The 20,805-nt window shown below is 57.6% G+C and carries 16 protein-coding genes; 4 read left to right on the forward strand and 12 right to left on the reverse strand.

Annotated features, from left to right (window positions below):
• Window positions 1–74 precede the first annotated feature (74 nt).
• The 3 genes from P9M14_05870 to P9M14_05880 all read right to left on the reverse strand — a co-directional run bounded on the left by P9M14_05870 (window position 75) and on the right by P9M14_05880 (window position 4,409).
• Entirely contained in the window at window positions 75–686 is a 612-nt protein-coding gene (locus P9M14_05870; protein ID MDP8255257.1) for a hypothetical protein, read from the reverse strand.
• Between the two features lie 142 nt (window positions 687–828).
• Window positions 829–2,652, reverse strand: a complete 1,824-nt coding sequence (locus tag P9M14_05875; protein ID MDP8255258.1) for a PKD domain-containing protein — start codon at window positions 2,650–2,652, stop codon at window positions 829–831.
• Between the two features lie 20 nt (window positions 2,653–2,672).
• On the reverse strand, window positions 2,673–4,409 hold the full coding sequence (locus P9M14_05880; GenBank protein MDP8255259.1) for an OmpA family protein: 1,737 nt from the start codon (window positions 4,407–4,409) through the stop codon (window positions 2,673–2,675).
• Window positions 4,410–4,723: 314 nt separating this feature from the next.
• Between P9M14_05880 and P9M14_05885 the strand changes: the two genes are divergently transcribed.
• Window positions 4,724–5,956 (forward strand): metallophosphoesterase, encoded by a 1,233-nt coding sequence (locus P9M14_05885; protein MDP8255260.1) that lies wholly within the window; start codon window positions 4,724–4,726, stop codon window positions 5,954–5,956.
• The gene (locus tag P9M14_05890) at window positions 5,953–6,567 is read left to right on the forward strand and encodes a hypothetical protein (protein MDP8255261.1); all 615 of its coding nucleotides are present in this window, start codon (window positions 5,953–5,955) and stop codon (window positions 6,565–6,567) included. Before P9M14_05885 ends, P9M14_05890 begins: the two co-directional genes overlap by 4 nt.
• A 109-nt stretch (window positions 6,568–6,676) precedes the next feature.
• On the opposite strand, the gene P9M14_05895 is transcribed toward P9M14_05890, so the two are convergent.
• From P9M14_05895 to P9M14_05935, 9 genes are all read right to left on the reverse strand, one after another.
• The gene (locus P9M14_05895; protein ID MDP8255262.1) at window positions 6,677–6,853 is read right to left on the reverse strand and encodes a hypothetical protein; all 177 of its coding nucleotides are present in this window, start codon (window positions 6,851–6,853) and stop codon (window positions 6,677–6,679) included.
• A gap of 113 nt (window positions 6,854–6,966) precedes the next feature.
• Window positions 6,967–7,815 (reverse strand): SDR family NAD(P)-dependent oxidoreductase, encoded by an 849-nt coding sequence (locus tag P9M14_05900; protein ID MDP8255263.1) that lies wholly within the window; start codon window positions 7,813–7,815, stop codon window positions 6,967–6,969.
• Window positions 7,816–7,941: 126 nt separating this feature from the next.
• Window positions 7,942–8,496 (reverse strand): DUF2202 domain-containing protein, encoded by a 555-nt coding sequence (locus P9M14_05905; protein MDP8255264.1) that lies wholly within the window; start codon window positions 8,494–8,496, stop codon window positions 7,942–7,944.
• A gap of 86 nt (window positions 8,497–8,582) precedes the next feature.
• Window positions 8,583–9,704, reverse strand: a complete 1,122-nt coding sequence (locus P9M14_05910; GenBank protein ID MDP8255265.1) for a hypothetical protein — start codon at window positions 9,702–9,704, stop codon at window positions 8,583–8,585.
• Between the two features lie 582 nt (window positions 9,705–10,286).
• On the reverse strand, window positions 10,287–11,240 hold the full coding sequence (locus P9M14_05915) for a phosphotransferase (GenBank protein MDP8255266.1): 954 nt from the start codon (window positions 11,238–11,240) through the stop codon (window positions 10,287–10,289).
• A gap of 35 nt (window positions 11,241–11,275) precedes the next feature.
• A complete protein-coding gene (locus P9M14_05920; protein MDP8255267.1) occupies window positions 11,276–13,024 on the reverse strand; it encodes an NAD(P)-dependent oxidoreductase in 1,749 nt (582 codons plus the stop codon).
• Complete coding sequence (locus tag P9M14_05925; GenBank protein MDP8255268.1) at window positions 12,993–13,778, reverse strand: glycosyltransferase; 786 nt, start codon at window positions 13,776–13,778, stop codon at window positions 12,993–12,995. Before P9M14_05925 ends, P9M14_05920 begins: the two co-directional genes overlap by 32 nt.
• On the reverse strand, window positions 13,775–15,094 hold the full coding sequence (locus P9M14_05930) for an SUMF1/EgtB/PvdO family nonheme iron enzyme (GenBank protein ID MDP8255269.1): 1,320 nt from the start codon (window positions 15,092–15,094) through the stop codon (window positions 13,775–13,777). The genes P9M14_05925 and P9M14_05930 overlap by 4 nt, the downstream gene beginning before the upstream one ends.
• A 1,009-nt stretch (window positions 15,095–16,103) precedes the next feature.
• On the reverse strand, window positions 16,104–17,333 hold the full coding sequence (locus P9M14_05935) for a glycosyltransferase family 4 protein (GenBank protein MDP8255270.1): 1,230 nt from the start codon (window positions 17,331–17,333) through the stop codon (window positions 16,104–16,106).
• Window positions 17,334–17,423: 90 nt separating this feature from the next.
• On the opposite strand from P9M14_05935, the gene P9M14_05940 reads away from it, so the two are divergent.
• Window positions 17,424–18,353, forward strand: coding sequence for a TerC family protein (locus P9M14_05940; GenBank protein ID MDP8255271.1), 930 nt, complete (start codon window positions 17,424–17,426; stop codon window positions 18,351–18,353).
• Window positions 18,354–18,499: 146 nt separating this feature from the next.
• A complete protein-coding gene (locus tag P9M14_05945) occupies window positions 18,500–20,728 on the forward strand; it encodes a C25 family cysteine peptidase (protein MDP8255272.1) in 2,229 nt (742 codons plus the stop codon).
• The last annotated feature ends 77 nt before the right edge of the window (window positions 20,729–20,805 follow it).

A 20,805-nucleotide genomic window follows, 5' to 3' on the forward strand; every position in this document is an offset into this window, starting at 1 on the left:
CATCCCCCACGCCTGCAAAAAAATAAAACGGGCGGGTCGCCCCGCCCAAATTTAATCGGATCAATCCAATCGCGCTAGGGCGTGATCTTTTTCGCCAAATCCTCGGTCACAACCAGCAGCACGAAAGCGCGATGGTAGACCCGCATCTGGTCCTGGAAGCGCTCCTGCCACTGCTGGCTCCAGTCCTCATCGAGCAGCGAAAATTCGTCTTGGTAGATGCCCGAGTAGTAGTAGGCCCGGGCCCGCGCCAGCTCGCGCGCCGCTGCCGAATCATCGCCCGAAAGGCCCTGGCAGTGTACGGCGAGCTTCTCCACGGCGTTCTGATAGGCGTTGAGCACCGCGCCCTCGCGCGTGGCCGCGCCCGAGGAGGTGCCGATGAATATCACGTGTCCCGGACGGTCAACATTGCAGCGGTCGTAGCCCTCGGCCATGGCCCAGCACGGCCGCTGGAGCGGCTGTTGCGAGAGCACCTTGCGCTCGGGGCTGGACGGGCCGTTGCTGATCGCTGTCAACGCGGCGGCCTGGGCCAACTGCGTGCCCTGGGCCGGAGCCGGGGGCAAATCGTCCGGCGGCTCGGCGCTCATCTGTTGTTCAACCCCGGCCGTCGGTTGTTCGCCTTGCTTGGCGCAGCCCAGACACAGCACGAACAGCGCCGCGCAGAGCACTGCGATCAGTCGCTTACCCACTAAACATCTCCCTACGCCTGGCTCGCTCGCGTATTTTGTAGCGGCTCCAAGCCCAATCCAAGCAGCCGCTTTAAACCGCTTGCTCCGCCGCGGCGAGCGTCGTTGTGCTTCGCGCCCGGCGCGCTCGCCAGCCTTAAGCTGCCTATAAGGCTCCGCAGCCTCCGGTGCCGAACATACCAGGTTGTTCCTCGTCGTCGTCGTCATCGCCGTCCGGGCAATCGACATCGACCTGCACCTGGTCGGGCTCGGAATCCTGCAAACAGTCGTTGACGATTAGTTCGAACACGTAGGTCCCGCATTCTTCAACAGTGAAGTTCGGGGCGACCGTCAACGCTTCCGCCAGGGTCGCGTCCGGGCCGGAGACCTGGGTCCAAGCATAGGTCAGCGCGTGGTCCTCGGGGTCGTAGCTCTGCGAGCCGTCGAGGGTCACCTCGTCGTCGATGTCAGCCTGCTGATCGTCGCCCGCGTCAGCCACCGGCGGCAGGTTGATCTCGGGCGAGTACACCAAGTAGACCGCGCCCGTAGCATACTCAAACGGCGGTCCCTCAGTGCTCATCTGCGGCGCGCCGACCAACATGTCGGCAAGCATGTCGTTGTTCACATCGCCCATGGCCACGCTCACGCCGAACTCATCGTACTCGCTCTCAGCGTTGATGATGTGCGTGGCGTCGTCTGGCAGGTTCAGCTCGTGGTTCGCGGGAAAGCCGTCGGAGCCATAGACCGCGTAGGCGCGACGCGTGCCCTCGTCGTTGAGGTACGAGCCGCCGAGAATATCGTCGATGCAGTCGCCGTCGATGTCGCCCGTGGCCAGGGAAACGCCGTAGTGCAGGGCTCTCGCGCTCTCGCCGAGGATCAGCACGTCAATGTCCGACGCGGTGTCCGTGTCGAGGCTCGCGGGCAGGCTGCTCGAGCCGTAGAACACGTAGGTCCGTCCGTCGCCGAATGCCTTCTCCGGCGATTGGCCGAACTCCGGCGCGCCGACGATGATGTCGCCGATGCCGTCGTAGTTGAAGTCGCCCGAGGTAATGTCGAACCCCAGGTTTTCGCCGGTGCCGTCGCGGCTGTCGATGGTCAGGTCGGCCGGGTCGCCGGCCAGGTCTTGAGTGTAGGGCGCGCCCCAGTTGGTGCGGCCGACGATCACGTAGGCCGTGCCGTCGCCGACCGGCTCGCCGATCAGCAGCTCGTCGATGCCGTCGCCGTTGACATCGCCCGCATCCAGGCCGTTGCCGAAGCCGCGCAGGGTATTGGCCGCGATGAACTTCAGGTCGAAGTCAGCGATGGTCAGGATCGCTTCGGCGGCGAAGTCGCGGCCGAAGAACGCCAGCACCTGCCCCTTGCGGCTGATGACGGGATCGTTGGCGATGATCTCGTCGATGCCGTCGCCGTTGAGGTCGCCCGCCGCCACCGAGATGCCGAAGGCGCGGTAGGCGTCGGTTGCCAGTACGTTGACGTCGGCCAGCAGTTGCGGCGAGCTGTAGAGATTAAGCGGGATCTGGCTGACGCTCCACTGTGCGCGGCCATAGACCACGAACACGGCCCCCGTCGCCGACTCGGTGGCGGGGATCCGCGCGCCGGGCGCTGAGATCACCAAGTCGTCGATGCCGTCGCCGTTGCAATCTCCGGCGGCCAGGCTTGCGCCGAGTTCCCACGACGTGCCCATCTGGGCGCTGTCGTTGGTGATCTGCAGATCGACGATCGCGTCGTCATCCGCGCCCCAGTAGACGAACACGCGGCCGTAGGGGTATCCGCCGTCGCCGTTGCTGTTCCAGCCCGGGGCGCCCACGGCCACGTCGTCGAAACCGTCGGCGTCGAAGTCGCCCACGGCCACGGCCGTGCCGAAGTAGTTGTAGGTGCGGTTGCCCTCGAATTTAAGGTCAGCGTCGGCCGCCATGTCGAACTCGGCGCCAAGCACGGGCGCTGCGAACAGCAGCGCCAGCGCGATTGTAAGCAGGGTCGTTCTGTTCATGATCTATACTCCCTGACTTTCTACTGTTCGATGATGAATTCTACGCGTCGGTTCTGCGCGCGGCCTTGCTCGTTTGCATTGGTCGCGATCGGTCTGCTCTCGCCGTAGGGCTCGATCTTGAGCTTGGCCGGATCGATTCCCTTCTTCACCAGGTAGTTCTTGACCGACTGCGCGCGACGGCGCGAGAGGTCCATGTTGTATTGGTCGGTCCCCTCCGAGGAGCAGTGCCCCTGGATCACGATGAAGTCAAACGCCTCGAGCTCGTTGATCTGGCGCACCACGTCGTCGAGCACGGGGTAGGATTTGGTGCGGATCACGTCGGAGTCGAAGTCAAAGTAGATCCGGTCGAGCTTCTCGATCTTGCGCCGTAGCTCGAGGACCTTGACGTTATCCTGATCCTTGACCACGGTCACGTCGTCGAACTTATCCTCGTAGCCCTTGGCGCTGGCGATCAGCTTGTAGCTGCCGGGCTGCCACTCCATCTTCTTTTCGCCGCCGGGCACGCTCACGGTCTGCTCTTGCTCGGTGTCCAGGTCGAACACCACCTTGCCGTCCAGCGGCTCGCCGGTGGCCTTGTCGCGCACGATCAGCGTCAGGGTCGTGGGCAATCTGTGCAGCACCAGCTTGACCTCGGTGGTCTCGCCGATGCGCACCTGGCCCTGCTTGGTGGCCGTGGAGTAGCCCTCCTTGGAGCCGGTCACGTCGTACATCCCCGGCTCGACCTTGGCCGTGTAGTGCCCGCGGCCGTTGGTCGAGGTATCCAGCTCCAGCGGCCCGCGGATCTCGAGATTGGCCTGGAGCGGCTCGTCGTTCTCATCGACCACCAGCACCTTGAGCTTGCCCTCGGTGGGCGCGCGACGGCAGTGGTAGTAATCCACGCCCGCGGCCAGGCGGTAGGCCGGGCAGCCCACGCCGCTGGTCAGTCCGGCGCCCGCACCGCCGATCACCCGCGGACCGGCGCCGAAGGTGTAGCGCAGTGTGCCGATGACCTCGATCGGGTTGGCCTGGAAGCGATCGACCGATCCCGAATCGACCCACGATCCCCAGGCCTCGACCGAGAACGACAGGCCGTTGTCAAAGGCGCGCGATACGCCCAGCCCGCCCTTCCACGCGTCGCCGACGTTGACGTCGTAGAGGTCCGAGTCGCCGCGGTACATGTAGCCGGCATTAGCCCCGACGTTGAGCACTTTAAAGTCGTGCTCGATCGCCAGGGTCGCGCCGCCGACAATGCGCCCCTCGCCCAGGAAACGCTCGGCGTCGCCGGTGGGGAAGGTCGCATAGGGGGCCAGCGCCAGGCCCAGCCAGTGTTGATGCTGCTGCAGGATGCGGAACTTGATCTCCGCGCGGATGTCGCCAAGCGACGTCTCGGTCCCCAGCTCGGACATCTCCGCGCCCTGGGCCATATCCTCGAAGGTGCGGCCGCGCGCCAGCAGGTGGACCGGTACGTCCAGGCCCACGCTGATGAAGCTCACCGGGCCGAAGGCCGCCAACAGGTCGGCGGTCAGCAGCTGGTTGAGCACGCCGGCCTCGGGCTCGTCGTCAATGCGGATCTCAACCGGGCCGTTGGCGTAGTTAAAGTACAGCCCGCCGCCGAAGCCCATTGGGCACAGCGTGTGCGAATCCTCGATGGCGATGAAATTGCCGCCGAAGATCGAGGGCCAGAACAACTGGGCGTTGTATCCGTCCTCAGCCTGCGCCAGCGGCGCCGCCAGCACGATGGCCGTGCACAGCGCCAGTGCGATCAGCATCCTTCTCATATATTTACTCCTCGCTTGCATATTGGTCTGCCCTATTAAAAGGGTAGTTTCTATTCGCCGATTGAATGAATTTCCGTCAGGAACTATAAATATCGTTATCAATGAGACCCTGTCAAACTAAAAAAACGTTTTAATTATAATAATATAAGTAACGTTGAGGCCTCGGGGCGCGTGCTCCCCTCCGGCCATCGGCGACAGGTTCATGAGCAGCACCAATGCCGCCACACCCCGAGCCGCTTGGGTGGAAATTTGTCTTACCGGTAATAATAGGGCATATTCAGCGAGTAATCGGTCCTTGAGAACGGCCCCAAATGATGTTGAAATTATCGCCACCGTATTTTCAAATATTAAAATATACAGCCTGCGGCATTGCAATCCTCGCCCTGGCCGCGGCCCTGTGCTGCTGCGGATACGACTCCCCTGGGGCGGAATGCGAGCCACAGTACATTGATTCCGAGTGCGGCCCGCCCACAGGCCGGGTCTATGCCGAGCATTTCTGGTTCGTGCAGATCAGCGATCTGCACCAGTCGCGGGACAACGGCTCGTCGGTCTTTGATTACGGCCTGACCCCCAAGGGCGATTACCAGGGATTGCGCGAACAGCTCGAATATATCAACCAGGTGCTGCGGCCGGCGTTCGTGGTGGCCACCGGCGATCTGGTGGACGGCGGAGTGCTCGAACAGCTCCCCTGCCAGTGGCGCGATTATCGCCGCGGCGTGCTCGACGCTTGCTATGACGACCGTCAATATCACGACCTGCCGGGAAACCACGACGCCTACTTCGACTTTGAACTCGATCACTTTCTGCGCTACTCGATCAGCAAAGAGACCCACCATTGGTGGACCGTGAAGACCGACGACGGCTGCCACGGGTTCGTGGCGCTTTGCAGCGTGGACCCGGGATACAACCGCGGGAGGATCGACGAGCGGGAGCTGGCCTGGATCGAGTCGGCGCTGGACGCGCTGGCGCCCTGCGGGATGGTGCTGCTCTTTGCCCATCACAACACCGACCAGGACCAAATCGCATCACTGCTCGGCCCCCAGGGCCTGCTGGCCGAGCGCGGCGTTACGGCGTTCGCCGCCGGACACGTACACAACGACGGGCAATGGCACAACGCGGGCGTGCTCTACCTGCACACCGACGCGATGTACGTTAACCGTCCCGCAGGCTGCCGCGGCCGGATGCGGCTGTTTTCCATTGACCGCGGCAACCTCTCCTCAGCGCCCAAGGCGATCCTCGACTGCGGACCGCAGGTGTTGATCACCAGCCCCCAAGACGCGGCTGACGCCAATCCATCCAACCCCCTGGGGCATGTGATCGGCGCGGAACTCGAGGTGCGCGCCCTGGGGCTGTTCGATCAGCCGTTGGAGCTGACGTTGAGCATCGACAGCAACGAGCCCCTTGAACTCGAGCCCATCGGCGGCTCGCTGTACAGCGCGCGCGTGGACTGCTCGGCACTGGCCGAGGGCCGCCATACACTCGAGGTTCGGGCCGCGGGATTCGATGATTGCGACAACGCGCGGCACAGCATCGAGGTCTTGCGATGAGTCGTTGGGCCGCGCTGTTGATCGCGACCGCGTTGCTCTGGACAGCCCCTGTTGCGGCCTCGGGCCCGCTGCTCGCGGGCGGATATCACCTGTTCACACCAAGCCCCTACCTGGACGAGCTGGCACGGTTCGTGGATGTCGGCCCGTTGAACGCGTTACAGCTCGAGCTGGGCTGGCGACAGTCGCTGACCACGCGGTTGAGCGTTGACGCGCGCGCAACGTACAGGCGCTCGGAGATAAGTAAGTCGCGCAACAACGCCCAGCTCGACCTGCGTTGGGAAGCGACGAGCGCGCTGTTCAGCCTGCGCGCAGCGCCGCTGGAGCGATTCTGGATCACGCCCCTGGTGGACGCGGGGGTCGGCGTGCACTACCTGCGCTCGAACCTGGATTACACCACGCGCGGCCAGGGCATCGAGAGCGGGTGCTGCTCGAACAGCGGCCTGGGCCTGCACGCCGCAGCCGGGGTGCTACTGCGCCCCGGACGTTGGCTGAACATCGAGCTGCTCTACCGCCGATCATGGGTGCCGCTTTACAACTTCGCGGGCTCGGGCCGCGTGTTCGACGTTGGCGGCCGGACCCTGCTGCTGGAACTTTTGCTCTCTTTGCCATGATCCGGGACCATTCCCTCGCCGCCTTGGGGTGGCCCACCGTCTACCATTTTGCAGCCAATACCTGACAGGGGAGCCGCGCATACTCGAGAAGAAGAGCAACCTGTTTTAGCTAGTAACTCTGTGCCTGGGCTATTTCGCCGGATACGTGGTGTTCGGTGTGTCGCTCAAATGGCTGCTCAGGGACGGCCCGGGATTCCCCGGCATGCCCGGAATGGAAACGCAACACCACGGTCGGCGGGATGCTGGTCTGCCTGCTGGTGGCGCTGATGCGCTCGGCCTTGATCATCGCGATTCCCCGTGGTGCGGTGCTGGTCAGGATGGCGGCGCACCGAAGAATTTTTCCGAGACCGCGCCGCGTGTCAAACCCCGACGCGCAGGGGGAGCTTGTCCCCCGGCCGATTACTCTTTGCGGGGCGGTCGCAGCAGGTTCAGGCCGAAGCGGCGGCTGAGCATGCGGTCGATCAGCGCCAAGGGCATCAGTCGCTTGACCAGCGGCAGGCTGGTATGCGCGCCGCCGATGACCATCACCGCCGGCGGATCGTCGGATTCGATTGCATCGGCGACCTTGGCCGCGAACTGCTCCGCGGGCATGGCCTCGCTTTGACTGACGTTGGCCCGCTCCTGGATAAAACGCGCCAGCTTGGCGTAGTACGAGTCGGGCCGCAGGTCCACCTGCTGCGCGGCGTTCTCGCCGAAACGCGATGCCACGGCTCCGGGCTGGAGCGTGATCACGCGCACTCCAAACGGCGCAAGCTCCATGCGCAACGAGTCGGAGAGCGCGTGCAACGCGGCCTTGGACGCACAGTAGGCGCCGCTGAACGGCGTGGCCAGCACGCCCGAGACCGATCCGACGTTGACGATCCGGCCCAAGCCGCGCTCGATCATCCCCGGCACCACGGCCTGGACCAAAGCCAGCGGGCCGATCACGTTGGTCTCGAGCTGGCGGCGCATGGCCCCAATCTCGAGCTCAACCGCCGGACCCATCAGGCCGAAGCCCGCGTTGTTGACCAGCACGTCGATGCGCCCGGCCGATTCAAGCGCCTGATTCACGGCAGTGCTTATCGAACGCGCGTCGGTCACGTCGAGCTTGAGCCCGACGATGCCGTGCTGCTCAAGCTCCTTGAGCGTCTCGGGCTTGCGCGCCGTGGCGAACACCGTATGCCCGCGCGCGGCCATTTCAAGGGCCATGGCGCGACCGATGCCCGATGAACAGCCGGTGATTAAAACGCTGAATTGCTGCTTGCTCATAACGCCTGTGCTCCGTTGCGAAATTCCGCTCCAACGGGAAAATAACTTAGCCGATCGGTCGCACAAGTCAAACGCGCGGGGCAGCCCTTTTCAGCACGCCTCGAGGCTATGGTTCGACAGTTGGGATCAGCGACCCCGGCCGCCGCCTCCCTGGCCCTGGCCTCCCTGGCCCTGTCCCCGTCCCGGCATCTCGCCGCCGCGCTCCACGCAGCGCTGGAAGGCCGGCTGATGGTTGTCGCGCGAGGCATTACGCAGATAGACGAACACCTCGCGGATGTCCTGCTGGGTGACAAAGTTCAGGAACTCGTCGTAGAGCGCCACGTTCTCGACTTCGGCGCTCACGCCCTGCTCGCAGGCCTCGAGCAGCGAATCGGGCGCCTCGACCTTTGAGGCCCAGTCGTTGGTCGGCACGGTCACGCCGTACTTCTCGAACAGCGGAATCAGCATCGCACTGTGGCGCTGCTCAGCGTTAATGATGTTGGAAAACGGCCGCACCTCACCGTGGCGCGCGATAATCGCGGCATAAAGCGCCTCGGCCTTGTACTCGTCGTTGAGCGCCGCCGTCAGTGCGTCGGCCGTGCGCTGGTCAAGTTGCTGAGCAACGGCCCGCCCCGGAGCAGCCGCGGCCAGCCCGATGAACAGCGCCAATCCTATCACCGCGATGGTCTGTATCTTTTTCATCTCGCATCTCCTTATCCGTTGGTTACACGTAAAGTATAACCACTGTGTCAAGGGCCGAAGATGACGCCCGACATAATTGCGTGTCCTCAGGGCTTGGAGCTGTTGTGCTCGCGCAGCAGTTGCACGACCGCGTCGAAGACCTCGACGTCGAGGATGATGTCGTCGTGCGACAGGCCGGGCGCCATGATGTTCACCGGGTGCGAGCAGTCGTTGCGGTGGCTTTGGTTGAGGCAGGCCGACTCCGGCGGCGTGACAGTCATATCGACGTTGGAGTAGAACGCGCCCTGCCAATAGACCGTGCCGCCCTCCTCCACGCCAAAGGGCGTTTCGTCCACGTCGTTGGCCGCAGGGTCGCCGTTGAGCATCCACTGCACGCTGTTGTGGCTGTGCTGCTCGTCGGCGTACGAGGGGCACATCTCATCGGCCCCCTCGCCCAACCAGAGGGTCAGGCAGATCGTGCTGCTGCCGTGGCTCGCGCCCGCCAGAGTCACCACGTCGCGCACAAACGCGTCGCCGCCGTACTGTTGGATCCACAGCCGAGTCGAGATCGCGCCCATGCTGTGGGCCACCACATCGACCTTTTCCGCGTTGGTGCGCGCCAGCAGCTCAGCCGCGTAGAGACCCAGCTCGTCCCGAGCGTTGGGGATGTTGGAGCCGCCGCTGTCGGAAAAATTGATCGAATAGACGTAGTCCGCGGGATAGCCCAACTCGATCAGCCGCTGGTACATCACGTCGAAATCAGCGCTGCTGCCCGTGATCCCATGCACCAACAGCACCGGGTCCTCGTCAAAACGATAGTAAAAGGCGTCGCCCAACACGTCGCTTTGGCCGTCCAAAGTGACGTACACATCGTAGGGCCTGCGCTGCGTGATCTCGACCGCCGGGAACACGGCCCGCGCCTGATTGGGCCCCAGCACCTGCACCTCGAGCGCAGACAACGCGCCCACACTGACCTGCATGCCCGCGCTGAAGCCGCGGCCGCTGAGCAGCACCTCGGTCTGCACCGAACAGCCGCCGTACGCCGGATCGACCGTTATCAATTCCAGATCTTGAGCCTGGTCATCGTCCCCCGCATCGTCGTCAGCCGCACCGTCGTCAGCCGTGTCGTCGTCATCGCCATCCTCGCCACAGGCCACGAACAGCAGCAACACGCAGACAATGATAATGGTGAACATTCGCAACGGATGAACCATGCTGCCGCCAATCATTATTTCTCCAGGTTGATTTTCTGTCCCGCATTATCAAGCCGCATAAAACCGGGGTCAAGGACGAGCAACGACCATTTCTTTGACCGCTGGTGCTTTGCACCCTACTGCTGCTGATGATCCATGTCCTGGTCCAAAATCAAGACATTGATCCCTACCTGTCCAACCTCACCTCGGCCAAACAGATCTTCAGCAAAATCGAGATACGGTACCAGCACCCGTAGATTTCTTCCCGCCACTATGCGAGTTGCCCGGCGCATGTTGATAGAGAACCCACCCGATCAATCCCGACCTGTGCACTAACTTGTCCTGGTCCATATAGTCCTCCTACGGTCGAATGGTTGCTGGAAAACTCCCTTTTTGACCGAAAAGAGGACTCTCTTCAATTCTTAAAGTGCGTAAATTAGTTTACGTTATCTTTCATCAGCCTATACTACCAAACTATCGAGCATGTAAGAATTGTTTGTTTGCAAGGGACGCAGAAAGCTAACCATGGTTTTCTTGTCTCTTGCGATTGCTTGTTTCCACGAAACGCTTAAGAGTTTTCCGAGTAGGCTTTGGATTATATCCAAATTTACATTACAGTCATCTCATACACCATTTCGCAAGTTGTTTTGCTAATTGTAGCCGCGGCATTATTTGTTCTTCTTTAAATGAAAAGGAAAGTGCTCGCAGTGGTATCCAACGTAAAGCAGCTGTAATACGCTTGTTGTCCATCGCGAGTCCGTTAAGCTCACTTCTTTTTCTGTATTTTTCAAGAAATGATAATAAAAGATACTCGTCCACCTTGCCGCCATTCCAATCAGCACCAGCAAAAGAAAGTGCTGCTATAGCTGTATCTACTTCTGATGGACCAAGCTGTATACAGTCGAAGTCAAGAACAGCTAATTTACGGTCTTCAGTTATCAATACATTCGATGGCTTAAAATCTCCATGCAGCAGTTTCAACGAAGTCTTTTCGATAAGCATAGGATAATCTTGTAGTAACTTATTTGCCAAATCCTCTCCTTCGGTAAATTGTCTGAGCATTTTCATATCTACGCCAGCATCACGCAATCGGGATTGTGCTTCTTTCCAGATGGCTTTGCTTTGATCGTACCAATCCACTGGCATGATTGTAGGACGAAATTGTCTCGGAGAATTAATATACTTTGCAATAATTGTTTGGTAATCTGTACGGTGGAAATTTTCAAGCCACGCTGCACATTTGGAAATATCTCTACTCGTAGGTACGTGTCCAACAATCCAAGGATAAAGTATAATACGGTAACCAAAGCTGCATAATACTAATTCGCCCTTTTTATTTAGAAGCGGAGGAACTACAGCGCGATTGCCTGAGTTATATAGATCTCGTTGGATATTGGCGATCAACTCCGGGGCGACACGTTCTTCCTCCCGATCAGCTGGATTATATACTTTAACAGCGGCGTGGATACCCGGTCCCCAAGCTTCAAATATTGCATTCCAACTTATAATATCTAGTAAGTGAATCGCTGTTACACCGAATTGTGCATTTAATGTTGGAAGTAATTGTTTCACTTCGGCCAAGAGACGACTTCGCCAATCACGTGGCCTCATGTTGGATTGTCCAAGGGAGGTAGAGGAGGCGATCCTACTAGAATATGCACACCATATTTTTTCTCAAACCACCGAATTGTTTCTGTGACATCGGAATTGCCCATTCCTTCTTTTATTAACTCAGCCTGACGCATATAAACAGTTCGACTGAAATCGAGCTCTACTCCAACGCTAGTAGCGAGTTCTAATAGAAGTTGCTGATCCTTAGCGGCTGTTGCTAATGTTACATTAGTCTGCCATTGCTGTCTAAGTACACCATTGGCGTATAAATCAGTCAAAATACGTGAAGCAGCCATTCCATTCGCAAGACAACCATATATTGCGTCAGAATCAAGACCTAATCGCTTTGCCAAACAAAAAGCTTCCGAGAACGCCTGGACTTGAATCTCGCCAACCATATTGTGGATTAACTTAGCCATGCTTCCATGTCCGGACGGTCCTACATGGAAGATTTCTCTAGCAAAGCAATCTAGGAGAGGGCGCACAACCTTGTAATCTTCAGTCGATCCACCAACCATTACTGTTAGCGTTCCTGCCGAAGCTCCCCAAATTCCTCCACTCACTGGAGCATCAATAAAACCGTGTCCCAACTCCCTACATTTGCTGGAAGCCTGAACAACACGTACTGGATCGTTTGTCGACAAGTCAACTAATATATGCCTTGGACATTCAGGTTTGATTATTTGTTCAAGAACTAACTCGATAATTTCTGGTGCTGGAAGAGATAAAAGAATGATTCTGCAGTGTTCCCAGATACCTTCTAGATTGTCCCTAGTCGCACCTAATCTAACAGCAGACTCACTTCGACGATCATCAAGATCAGCCACATATAATTCATACCCAGCTGCCAGAAGATGTCGAACGAGCCTTCCCCCCATTCTTCCTGCCCCAATGAGCCCAACCGATTGCTTTCGATCGCAGGGCATACCGTCTAATTCATTTATTACATTTATAAGTTGACCTCGCAAATAATCGGAGAGGTCCTCTTGTACCTTTGCTAGGGCCAACCGCCCCACTCGAATTGCAGCTTGTGTGACCGTTTTCAGATCTATATCCGCGAGTGTAGAAGCTAATTCCGAGTGCTCTGTTGCGGTTAAATGTTTTTCAAGCCCTCTCTCTGGACGAGAATAATGATGGTCTATGTGTGTTTTTTTATCGCGTATTATTCCCATTAAATCTCGTCGCGCCCTCGATAAGTATTCATGAGCATTCCATCGGTCACAATTTCGTATGCTCTTGCGCAGTTTAACCAGATTCATAAGCAAAGAACTCGATCGTAGTTCTGGAGAAGAAGTGAAATTGCGAGGCTGTAGACTATTTACTATTATTTCTTTATTAATATCAGAACTTACCCAAACAATCCAATATGTTGGCCCAATATTAAGTTCGGTTAACATCTCTGGTTTAGCTAAACCCACATCGACCGCGAAGCGACATCCATGGAAAAATAGAATAGTTATCAAGCGCCCAAACCAACGTAAATATCCATGCACATGAACATGCATTGGTGTGTCCATATACGAAATGTCTTCCAATAAATTACGCTCAGCATTTTCTGGATCTGCAACAATCGCCCATAAATCCACATCCGATCCTCTTTCAACTCCGCCAAACACTGAGGAGCCACCCCAGACAAGGCATTGGATATCATCAAGCGCCAATACTTTTCTTAATATGTCATCAAGTATCTTGCGTTCCTCGAATCGAAGCTTCTCATAACCCGGAGGTAAAATTAAACCCATCATTCTCGCTCCCATTGAGAGGTGGCAATATCGATAAATCTATTTCCTTGACGATGCGATTCCCATGAGGATACTGAGTTAATTTCGCACTTTTCTCTGGATTCGTCAAACCCAATATGGTTGCCGCAACTTCTAATGCGGACGCACCAATATCGTAAACATGCCTATGCTTGTGGCATTTTACGCCTAGTTCCACCTCTTCAATGCGACCGTATCGTGTACATTCAATGAGTATACCTAGATCTACAGAAAAACCTGGTGTAAAATGGATCTTTCGAGCAAGTTCATATCTAAGGGCAAATTCACCGGAAAGTGGATCGCGGATTTTAGACAATGAGGGCATAAATAATGTGAGTAAAGGACGAGCGCAAATTTCTGTCAGTCGTCCTGGTCCTGTATCAGGTAGATTAGGCTCTCTTTTATAATATCCCTTTACAAGAGAAACATCAGGCTTAAGCTTCATAAGTAATCTAGCGGCAATATTGGTCGGGGGGCATTGCAAATCTCCATCTATAAAAATTAGGTTCTCCCCCCGCGCAACGTTTACGCCAGCACGAATCGCATAGTGCTTGCCTAATCGATTAACTGGAAAAACACAAGCGCCACATTTTCCAGCAATCCGTCCTGTATCATCCGTTGAACACGAATCGATGACGATTACCTCTTCAACATCATTTCTAACAGCATTGATAACACCGGCGATCGTCATTTCTTCATTATGAGCACAAATAATTGCTGAGTTTTTAACAGCAGTCATAACGCCTCCTCATCTATCGCTGCACGGATACCTGAACTTCCCCATGTACTCTTTTTAGATCGACGATCTCGATAACGTGAACGGATTTCGTTTGCTAACCTTTTAAACGACCCCCCTCGCAATGCACATAATTCATTACTGAGTGAACCGATAGGGTTGTCGATCCTTCCCGGTGCATATTCTCGAGTGTCATCTGCACACCATTCGAGAACATTGCCAGCCATATCGAGTATGTTTTCAGGTGTTGCCCCCCGAAAGTGTTGAGATACAGGGGTGGTACCTGGTCGGTTCGCTCCGAAGTTTGCGTATTCAAATGTTGGCAACTCATTACCCCACGGGAAAAGCCGATTTTCCAAACCCACTGCAACACGCTCCCATTCTGCTTCCGTTGGAAATCTAAGCCCAGCCCAATTTAAATATTCATTGGCATCGTACCAACTTACACCAATAACGGGGTGTTCATCACCATTAAAGCATACATCATCAAGCCTCTGCGGCAACTCGTATCCAGTATCTTGGCAGAATAATTTATACTGTTTGTTTGTAATAGGTGTCCTCGCGAACCAAAAACCATCAATAGAGGCCGTATGTGGTATTGATTCATCTGGAATACGTTCGTTTGGCTTCCAATTGCCTGATCGTAATTGTCCCAACGAACTTCCTAATTGCACAGAACTTGTAGATATATAAACAAAGACCGTGCCATCCTTTATATTTTTCCTCAGAAGCCCTGCTTCTGGGTATATTGTTTTATCCCAAGTCGTCGGCAAGGCGACACTAGACTTATCCACCATCAGGGGCTTAATCTCCGTATCTTCACGAAGCCCTGGCGGTGTATTCCCCATAGACGGTAATGTCGGTCCTACAACCAAATCGATAAGCAGCTGTCGATAATTATCTTCGAATGTTTTTGGACTAGAAAGGTCATGAAAAGGCCATCCAATCAGAAAATCAGGTGCAGATAGCCTCCAACCCCCCCTTGTCAAAGCAGCAATTAGTTTATTGCGACAATTCGTACTGAAAATCTCTGAACTAATTAGCATAGACTCCCATCCTACACCAGTAACTCTTTCTCCATCTTCCATATCATGAACTTTTTTACGGTAGGCCGGAGAACAGAGGACCAGAACTTTGTCAGCATTACGAACCTCTCTCTGCATAAATTCTGTAATGGTACTTCCTTGTAGATTCCAAGCATCTATTCTTGCGTCAATACCGTCCTGGCGAAGACGGGCGGCCAATTGTCTAACCCAAATTAAATATTCTTTGTCTTTCTCATAAGCATAGGAAATAAAAGTTCGAATTGGATTATCCATAGCCGTCCATCCTTACTTAAGTACTATAACATACCCATTTAGTATTTATATTCAAATTGTTTTACTTTTGTCAACCTTTTTTATTTTTAAATCAATTATTACCGTCCCAGAATCTGTGAGTAGAGGCAGAATGGACATGAGCTCCCCATTCTGGTTTCTAGTTTTGTACACTCCAAAGAAACCATTTGAAAGGAGCTCATGCCATGGAGTCGAGTATAGCACTGGAGGTTGCGTGTGCGTGGTCAGAAGACGGGTTTTCGCTGGACGAGCTGGTTTTGCAAAACGAAGCGGTTGTCCGAGGAGAAGAGGTTTCCGGGACTGTTGTCGCTAGTGCTGACGCTGGTGGACGAGGTTTTCTCTGCCTTGGTCTTGTGCACGGCGAGGGAAGATGGCGTCCTGCGGCCTGCTGCGGGTGAAAACGAACCCGTCCCGGCACCCGTATTCCATCCATTTTAGTCTACTTCCATTTGACACACCACCCATCCCCTGGTAAAATATAAAGGTGCTCTTTAACAACTTAATAGACCATGGTGGTTGGAGTAACTACGGGGCTAGGAGTGTAGTTGACATAATGTTTTGCCGAATTTTCCATGCGATTATTTCGCTTTAGAATCATCCAGTTACAGACCTGCGAAAACAGAACCTATGCGATCAACTAAGCCCTTTCGTACTTAGGCGAAATTACAGGGAAATCGCGGTTTTTTTCGAAAGATTATCGCATGCGTGCTGTTTCAAGATTACCCTGATTAATCAAGAGCTTACGCGGCAGGGAAAACCAGTATATGAACATCGCATGGAGCCAAATCGCGATTACCTTGCAATTCCAACGACTATACGCGCTTCGTAACCTATACGAAATCTGTGATTTGAAATCGCAATTCGCATGCAAGTCCTAAAGTATTTTACCAACTATGCCCCTCCAACCTGCTGATCAATAGGTCCAAAAGCCTTTTACAAGACGCTTTTACCCCCATGAAGTCGATTGTCGGATCGATAGGCATAACAGCAGTTATTTCGCGGCGATAAGCTCTTGCCAGCCTGTTTCCACCCGCCTGTAGACCGCGTCCCAGGTGAAGGGCTCTAGGGCCTGGGCAAGGTCGTAGTCGGTCTGGTCCAGGGGCGCATATTCGAGGGTCTGATTAAGGGCTGTGCTCAGATCATCGACAAAGCGTGGCAGGTCTTGGGGCAAGGGAGTGTCCACGTCGGTCAGTCTGGGCGGTTGGACCAGCCGTAGGGCCGGGCCCAGGCGCAAGGCCAGGTCGCGTTCCACACCGGGCAGTGCCGTGCTCACCAGGCGGCAGCCGCAGGCCAGGGCCTCGATCAGCACCAGGGGCAGGCCCTCGAAAAACGAGGGCAGCACGCAGACGTTGCAAGTGCGCATCAGTGCGGCCAATGCGGGTTGTCCGAGCTGGCCGTGGAGCACCACACCGGGCATTGCGCGCATGCGGTCGGCCAGGCGATCGGCCTCAGTCCCGCCCCCGCTGCCCGCCACGTGCAGTTCCAGCCTTGGCCGCCGTGCGCGCAGGCGCTGGAATGCGTCGAGCAGCCACGGCAGGCCCTTGGCCGCGGCGTATTTGCCCACGTAGAGCAGCCTTTGGCCGGGCGCCGCGTTGCGACCATCACAATGAAACAGTTGATTGCGATACCCCGCGCCGACCACGCGCACACGGGTGGGGTCTACCTCGAGTGTCTGCGCGAGCTGCTCCGCGTGCTCCTGGTGCAGCACTGCGAAGCGCTCAGCGCGGCGGCAGCCGGAAATCACCCGCGGCGCGATCTGCGGGCAGAGCTGCATCTGGCGCAGGCCCGTGGCGTGCGACTGCACGAACACCGGCACTTGCAGCGCCACGTCCTTGACCAGCGAACTGAGGATCCAGACGTGGTGCGAGTGGATCACGTCGGGCGCAAACTCGCGCACCACAGCCGCGATCTGCGCACGCCAGGCCGTCTCGTAGGCTGTCAGCCGCTCATCGGACATGGTGCAAAAACGGGTGGAGACGTAGGGCATCACGTCGCTCATCCCGGGCAGGGCGAAGTCCAGCTCTCCGGCTCCGAACACCAGCGGCCACACGTGCTGCGGGTCGAGTCCGCCCACAGCGGGCTGCGGATCGTCCTGCGGCACGCCCACGATCACGCGCTGGTCCCATCCCGCGGCCCGGGCGTGACTCACCAGCGCCTCGAGGGTAATCCCGCTGCCGGTGTGTGACGGCCGTTGGGAGAGCAGATGAAGCAGCTTGCCCATGCCCGATAATAGCGCGCTCGCAACGGTCCGGGCCAATGCGCGCGATTTACATCCGGTTCCATCCGGGGCTGGAAAAGGTTAGCCTGCGTTATGCTTGGCAGCGGCAGCACTCTGGAGTGGATCGGCTTTTTCGTGGTGGTCCTGGGCCTGCTGGCCGTGGACCTGGGGCTGGTCAACCGCAAGTCGCACGTGATCCACATGCGCGAGGCCGCGGCCTGGAGCGCGTTCTGGATCACGATCTCGCTGATCTTCAACAGCTACATTTGGTACCGCCACGGCAACGAGGCCGCAGCCACGTTCTTCGCCGCCTACCTGGTGGAGAAGTCGCTGTCGGTGGACAACCTGTTCGTGTTCCTGGTGATTTTCAACTATTTCCGCGTGGACCAGCAGTATCAGCACCGCGTGCTGTTCTGGGGGATCATCGGCGCACTGGTGATGCGCGGAGTATTCATCTTCGCCGGGACCGCGTTGCTGCTGCGCTTCAACTGGATGATCTACATCTTCGGCGCGTTCCTGGTCTACACCGGAATCAAACTCGGCGTGAGCCGCGGCGACCAGATCGATCCGGCCAAAAGCCCGGTGATGCGCTTTGCCACCCGCCGTTTGCGCGTGACCGAGCAAATGCAGGGGGCGCGCTTTTTCGTAATCCGCGACTCGCTGCTGTGGGCCACGCCGCTGCTGCTGGTGCTGATGATCATCGAGTTCAGCGACGTGATCTTCGCCTTTGACTCGGTGCCCGCGGTGTTGGGAATTTCCACTGATCCGTTCATCGTCTACTCGTCCAACGTCTTCGCGATCCTCGGCCTGCGCGCGCTGTATTTCCTGCTGGCCGCGGTCCTGGGCAAACTGCGCTTCCTCAACCTGGGCCTGGCGCTGATTCTCTCGTTCATCGGTGTGAAAATGCTGATCAGCCATTGGGTGCATATCCCGACGCTGGTCAGCTTGGCGGTGATCGCATCCTTGCTGACGCTCTCGATCTTCGCCTCGGCGGCCTGGCCCGCGCACGACTCAGAGCAGTAAGTTGCCGCCGAACCCGACCCGTCGAAGAGTCATAGATACTCAGCACTCAAACGACTGAACATAAATCCGATTTGTGGTATACCAACGCGCGTTGCCCCGACAGTCGGTTGTGACTGCCCCACCAGTTAGCAACGGAGAGTATTTCCATGAAACGCCATTGCTTGATCGCCGCCTGCGGTCTGATTGCAGCCCTGCTGATCGTCGCGCCGTTGGCCCTTGGAACAAGCGAGCCCGAGACGATCGAGGTCAGCTATTCCTTTGACGAACCCGAGCTGATGCTCGATGGCCCCTACGGCGTGCCCACCATGCCCGGAGCGCTGATAATGCAGCGCGTGGGCCAGCCGATGCTGCCGATGGTGCCGGCGCGTATCCTGCTGCCCGAGGGCAGCGTGCCGACCAAGATCGAGGTGATTGCCGGACCGGCCGTAACCTTGCCCCAGCCGTTCCAGCCGCGGCTGGCAACCGAGCAACTGCCCACCAACGTGGCTGCCGCGGCACCGCAGCAGGGGACGTTCCTGTGGTCGGGCGAATTCCCGGGCAAGCTCTATGAGCAGCACTCGATCCAGCATCTGCGCGGCGCGCGCATCCTGCTGCTCAACCTGTTCCCCGTACAGTACGACGCGGACTCCGGCTTGCTGCTGTACTATCCGCAGCTCGACGTGCGCGTCGAGCTCGCTGACCAGGATGCGGACCTGGGGCAGCGCAACTTCCGCGGCAAGCAATCCGACCTTGAGCTGATCAGCGGTTTTGTCGACAACCCCGAGCTGCTGCAAAGCTATCCCGAGCGCATCGACGAGCCGGCCGCGACCTACGATTATCTGATCATCGCCAACTCCAGCCTGGTCTCGTCCGTGGCTTCCTACAAGACTTGGATCGAGGACACATACGGCATATCAGCCTACGTCAAGAACCTCTCCGAGATCTACAGCAGCTATTCGGGCGTGGACAACGCAGCCGAGATCCGCGAGTTCATCCAGGACGCCTACGACGATTGGGACGTCGAGTACGTGCTGCTGGTGGGCGACACCGATCCCAACGGCACCCAGCTGCTGCCGCATCGCGGAGTGAAGGTCAACGTCAGCTCCACCTACGAGTACGACATGCCCTGCGACCTGTACTTTGCGGCCCTGGACGGCCCTTGGAACAATGACGGCGATTCGTATTGGGGCGAGTCCAACGACGGAGCCGGCGGCGGCGATGTCGACCTCTACGCCGACGTCTACGTCGGCCGGATCAGCGCCGACAGCTCCACCGAGGTCGCCAATCAGCTGAACAAAACCATTGCCCACGTGCACAGCGGCTACACCAAGAAGGCGCTGTTGGTGGGCGAACAGCTCGATTCCTACACCTACGGCGGCGACAACAAGGACCACGTCTGGGGCTACGTCAGCGGCCTGACGAGCAGCACGCTCTACGAGCGCGACGGCACGTTCAGCGCCAGCGCGGTGAGCGATGCGATCAACTCCAACAACTACGACTTCGTCAACCACCTGGGTCACGCCAACCCGAGCTACGTAATGGGCCTGGACAGCGACGACATCGTGGCTCTGAGCAACACCGATCCGGTGCTGGCCTATTCCCAGGGCTGCTACAGCGCATCGTTCGACAACCGCTGGTCCTCGGGCTCCTACGGCTCGGCCGACTCGGTGGGCGAGTACTTCGTGGTCAAGACCGACAACGGCGCCTGGGCCTACATCGGCAACTCGCGCTACGGCTGGTATCTGCCGGGCTCGGAGTACGGCGTCTCCAATATCTTCGACGTGCAGTTCATGGACGCGCTGTTTGGCGAGAACAAACGTCAGGTGGGCGACGCGCTGTACGACAGCAAGAACGACCTGGCCTCCAGCGTCTCGAGTTCGGGCGCCGAGCGCTGGGTCTACTTCGACCTGAACCTGCTGGGCTGCCCCTACATCCCGGTGATGTGCGGCGGCTGCGAGATCAGCGGCGCCTGCTATCCGCCGGGGACCACCAACGGCGATTGCTACATCTGCGACCCGGGCAGCTCGGCCACCAGCTGGTCGTACAACAACGGCGCGACCTGCGACGATGGCGAGTTCTGCACGGTCAACGACGCCTGCTCGTCGGGCGCCTGCTCGGGCAGCGCGCGCGATTGCGACGACGGCGAGTTCTGCACCGGAACCGAGAGCTGCGACGAGGACGCCAACGCATGCGTATCCGCGGGCGATCCCTGCGACGAGACCGAGATCTGTGTTGAAGAAAGCGACGAGTGCTCGCCGCTGGGCGATGACGACGATGACGACGACCTGGACGACGACGACGATGATGACGACGATCTGGACGACGATGACATGGGCGACGACGACATGGGCGACGATGACGACGACGACGACACGTCGTTCTGCGGCTTTGTCTGAGAGCACCTAACCGGCAGATAAACAGCGGGCCGCCCATTGTTCGGGCGGCCTGTTTTCTATCAGTCGCAGCCCAAGGC

The sequence above is a fragment of the Candidatus Alcyoniella australis genome (assembly GCA_030765605.1).
Lineage (GTDB): Bacteria > Lernaellota > Lernaellaia > JAVCCG01 > Alcyoniellaceae > Alcyoniella > Alcyoniella australis.

Coding starts and splice junctions, on each gene's coding strand:
- P9M14_05930 (MDP8255269.1), bottom strand. CDS start 15,094: ATGGATAATCCAATTCGAACTTTTATTTCCTATGCTTATGAGAAAGAC.
- P9M14_05925 (MDP8255268.1), bottom strand. CDS start 13,778: ATGACTGCTGTTAAAAACTCAGCAATTATTTGTGCTCATAATGAAGAA.
- P9M14_05880 (MDP8255259.1), bottom strand. CDS start 4,409: ATGAGAAGGATGCTGATCGCACTGGCGCTGTGCACGGCCATCGTGCTG.
- P9M14_05945 (MDP8255272.1), top strand. CDS start 18,500: ATGAAACGCCATTGCTTGATCGCCGCCTGCGGTCTGATTGCAGCCCTG.
- P9M14_05920 (MDP8255267.1), bottom strand. CDS start 13,024: ATGATGGGTTTAATTTTACCTCCGGGTTATGAGAAGCTTCGATTCGAG.
- P9M14_05910 (MDP8255265.1), bottom strand. CDS start 9,704: ATGATTGGCGGCAGCATGGTTCATCCGTTGCGAATGTTCACCATTATC.
- P9M14_05935 (MDP8255270.1), bottom strand. CDS start 17,333: ATGGGCAAGCTGCTTCATCTGCTCTCCCAACGGCCGTCACACACCGGC.
- P9M14_05885 (MDP8255260.1), top strand. CDS start 4,724: ATGTTGAAATTATCGCCACCGTATTTTCAAATATTAAAATATACAGCC.
- P9M14_05895 (MDP8255262.1), bottom strand. CDS start 6,853: ATGATCAAGGCCGAGCGCATCAGCGCCACCAGCAGGCAGACCAGCATC.
- P9M14_05875 (MDP8255258.1), bottom strand. CDS start 2,652: ATGAACAGAACGACCCTGCTTACAATCGCGCTGGCGCTGCTGTTCGCA.
- P9M14_05890 (MDP8255261.1), top strand. CDS start 5,953: ATGAGTCGTTGGGCCGCGCTGTTGATCGCGACCGCGTTGCTCTGGACA.
- P9M14_05900 (MDP8255263.1), bottom strand. CDS start 7,815: ATGAGCAAGCAGCAATTCAGCGTTTTAATCACCGGCTGTTCATCGGGC.
- P9M14_05940 (MDP8255271.1), top strand. CDS start 17,424: ATGCTTGGCAGCGGCAGCACTCTGGAGTGGATCGGCTTTTTCGTGGTG.
- P9M14_05905 (MDP8255264.1), bottom strand. CDS start 8,496: ATGAAAAAGATACAGACCATCGCGGTGATAGGATTGGCGCTGTTCATC.